Here is a 3,662-nt window from a genome sequence, read left to right on the forward strand (position 1 = left end):
TTCCCGAAAACACCTCATCATCTAACTTTTTCTGAACGGGAATGGATTCACCTGTAATTGCCGATTGATCCACCGTTGATTGACCTTTAATGATCACACCATCCGCAGGTATCCTTTCACCTGGTTTTACAAGAATTTTATCGTCCTTTTTTAATTTAGACACATGAACTTTAACTTCAACATTATCTTCAATCATCAATGCTTCTTCAGGTTGAATATTCATAAGGGCTGAGATTTCTTTTTTACTTTTATTCATTGTATAAGTTTCAAGTGCACCACTTAATGAAAAAATAAAAATCAAAATTGCACCTTCCATCCAGTAACCAATGAATGCAGATCCAATTGCTGCAAATATCATCAACATCTCAACATTTAAGCTTCGGTTTTGAATCGTATCCAAAATACCTTCTTTTGCTTTCTGATATCCACCGATTAAGTAAGAAAACACAAAGAAAATTAAAGATACAGTAGAAACATTCATATTTGATAATATCCAGCCTAATACGATAAGGATGCCACTAAGACTAGCTGCTACCAATTGAATATGAGGAATTAATAAATGATACAAGATTTCAATTTTACTCTGATTCGTTTGTCTTTTTTCTTCAGTTAAGATTTTTAAATCTGCATTCATTTTTTCGAGCCTCCATTTCTATCATTGAGAAGAATAATCAATTGCAAATCACTCCATAAAAAGGCGAAAGCTGCCATCTCAAGAGATAGCAGCACTTTTTTTCCATTTTTCTAAAAGCTTATTTTAATAATTATTATTTAAGATTAATTATATCATTATATTCACTACATGAAAACATTTCCACTAATCATTAGCCTAAATTTTCATGTATACAAAAATAAAAAATGGAAAGGAATTCTTCTGACTGAGTATTTCCCTAATTTTTCTCTTATGATATAGTTATGACACTGAAATAATTTATGAAAGCAGATGATACTACATGTATGATTACCACCATCTCTCACACGTAAAAGAACAATCTAAATCTAGAAAAACACTCTGGGCTACCTTATTCATTACTTTATTTTTTACTATTGTTGAAATTGTTGGGGGGATATTGTCGAATTCATTGGCTTTGTTATCTGACTCAGCGCATATGATTTCAGACGTATTCGCATTAGGTTTAAGTATGACAGCAATTTACTTAGCCACAAGACCACCAAATGAAAAGTATACCTTTGGATTCCTTCGTTTTGAAATTATAGCTTCCTTTTTAAATGGACTAGCTCTTGCAGTCATTGCCATTGGTATTTTTATAGAAGGAATTCGAAGATTTATTAATCCAGAACCTATTAATTTTAAACTGATGCTTGTCATTGCTATCATCGGTTTTATAGTAAATGCTATTTTAACTTATATTTTAAGTAGGAGTATTGAAGAGGAAGAGAATTTAAATGTACAAAGTGCTTTGTGGCACTTTATCGGGGACTTATTAAGTTCACTAGGAGTCATTATTTCCGCTATTTTGATTTACTTTACAGGTTTAGTTTTTTTTGATCCATTAATTAGTTTAGTAATCGGTGGCATAATTTTTACTGGAGGAGCTAAAATTATCCGTGAGTCTTATTTCATTCTAATGGAATCTGTACCAAAAAAGTTTGATTTAGAAGAAATAAGACAAAATATTGGTAATGTTGAAGGAGTCGAAGACGTTCATGAGATGCACTTATGGGCGATCTCTACAGAGCATTATTCCTTAACTGCTCATGTATTTATAGACGAACAGATTCAACCGTTTTGCGTCATCCTCGCCATCAATGAAACATTAAAAGAAAAGTACGGAATTACTCACACTACGATTCAAGTAGAACATGCTAACATTCATGACCATGGTGAGTATGGTAAGGAATTTTTACAGCAAAAAAATCTGAAAGGTAAAACATACAATTAAATTCCCCATTTATCAAACCACTATATAGTAAACTTTTAAGATGTAAGCTGTTGTCATATCAATTGACGGCAGCTTTTTTGGTTCTCTCCATCACTTCACACAAGTCAGTTATCTCTTTTATTCTTGTTTTGTTTTATGTATTTCTTAATAATTTCTTCATTTTTATCTTATGAGAAAGTTAAGAATTATTTATTACACTTACTAACAGATGAGAAAGACAAGGAAGTGAGACATGAGTGGGTGTACCAATGGGCATTTGAAATACAAAGCTGATAAAATCAAAAACATCATATGAAGGAGAGATTAAACATGATTCAAGTTAAAAATCTTAGTCATCAATTTAAAATTGGGAAAAAGAAAAGAGAAACGATTGTCCCAGTATTAAAGAATATTAATTTAGAAGTGAATAAAGGAGAAATTGTCACGATTGTAGGGAAGAGTGGTTCAGGAAAGTCTACCTTGCTGAATTTAATTAGTGGATACATTCGACCTACTGAAGGGAACATTTTCATAAATAATCAAAATGTCTCTGAATTAAGTGAGGGAGATTGGGCAAAATTCCGCATCAATCATCTGGGTTTTATATTTCAAAGTTTTCAATTACTTCCGAGCATGACTGCTTTTCAGAACATTGAGCTTCCTCTAATTTTGAAAGGGGTTAGTGAGATAGCTAGGAAAAAGCAGACGTTGGACATGCTTGAAATGGTTGGTTTAGCAGATTATGCAGAATTTTATCCCAGTGAGTTATCTGGAGGACAGCAGCAACGAATAAGCATAGCAAGAGCTTTAGTTGTAAAACCACCTATTATATTGGCTGATGAACCTACAGGAAGTTTAGACAGTGAAAACGAACAGGAATTATTAAATTTTATTCAAAAACTGAACCAAGATTATAATATAACATTTTTAATCATTACACATGATGATCAGGTTGCAAAGATAGGACATCGGACGATTACCATCAAAGACGGTAAAACACAAGGAGGCAGAAATTATGAAATTCAAAGATAAAGTTCGTTTTGTTAGACAAAATATGAAAAAAAATCGGATGAGAGTGTTTATGACAATATTAGCAACCTCTATCGGTTGTGCATTTTTAATCTTACTGGCTTCTGTTGGTTTTGGATTGGAGAAGTCTATAGTATCAGACTTAACTGAAGGGCGACTAGCAAATGAAATATCTGTATATCATGATAAAGACTTTGAACAACTGAATGATGAAGATATAGAGATATTAAAACAGATTGAGCATGTCAAAACAGTGACTAAACGAAATAATTTACATCAAGAAGTGATGTTCAAATTAGATGGATATGAAGCAAATTGGCCTTGGGTTTATGCCACTGACTTCCCATCTGAAACAGAAGCTGGATTAGAATTAAGTGATGGTAGAATGCCCGAAGCTAATGATGAAATTATAGTTGCGTATCACTTTAATGAAACTTTAACTAAAGGAAACCAAAAAGAGAATGAAATTGTATATTATGAAGAGGAATTGATTGATAAAACCTTAGATCTTCAAGTGATATATTATGATAATGAAGGAATGAAACAATATAAATCGTTCCCTGTAAAAATTGTAGGGATAACTAAACAACCACCTCCTAACGTCAAAGAACAATTTGCAATTATTTCTGAACCGTTACTAAAAGAAATTGAAGATTTTACAATGAAAACTTTTCTTAATTCAGAACAAAGTAACGACGAAGATCTTGAAAACTTAAATTTAGATAATGAAAAAACTTATGACGACGTAAA

4 protein-coding genes are annotated in these 3,662 nt (G+C 32.0%); 3 read left to right on the forward strand and 1 reads right to left on the reverse strand.

What is annotated here, in order from left to right; all coding sequences use genetic code 11:
• Positions 1-634, reverse strand: a 634-nt coding sequence (locus tag EPK97_RS21040) for a P-type ATPase actuator domain-containing protein (protein WP_476695770.1), incomplete at its 3' end; no start/stop codon positions are given.
• 319 nt (positions 635-953) lie between these two features.
• On the opposite strand from EPK97_RS21040, the gene EPK97_RS21045 reads away from it, so the two are divergent.
• From EPK97_RS21045 to EPK97_RS21055, 3 genes are all read left to right on the forward strand, one after another.
• Positions 954-1,904 (forward strand): cation diffusion facilitator family transporter, encoded by a 951-nt coding sequence (locus EPK97_RS21045; protein WP_162038581.1) that lies wholly within the window; start codon positions 954-956, stop codon positions 1,902-1,904.
• A gap of 309 nt (positions 1,905-2,213) precedes the next feature.
• Positions 2,214-2,915, forward strand: coding sequence for an ABC transporter ATP-binding protein (locus tag EPK97_RS21050; protein ID WP_162038582.1), 702 nt, complete (start codon positions 2,214-2,216; stop codon positions 2,913-2,915).
• The coding region (locus tag EPK97_RS21055) for an ABC transporter permease (protein ID WP_162038583.1) at positions 2,899-3,662 on the forward strand (764 nt) is incomplete at its 3' end. The genes EPK97_RS21050 and EPK97_RS21055, both read left to right, overlap by 17 nt.

The sequence above is a fragment of the Chengkuizengella sediminis genome, assembly GCF_010078385.1.
Taxonomy (GTDB): Bacteria; Bacillota; Bacilli; order Paenibacillales; family KCTC-33759; genus Chengkuizengella; species Chengkuizengella sediminis.

Coding starts and splice junctions, on each gene's coding strand:
- EPK97_RS21050 (WP_162038582.1), top strand. CDS start 2,214: ATGATTCAAGTTAAAAATCTTAGTCATCAATTTAAAATTGGGAAAAAG.
- EPK97_RS21045 (WP_162038581.1), top strand. CDS start 954: ATGTATGATTACCACCATCTCTCACACGTAAAAGAACAATCTAAATCT.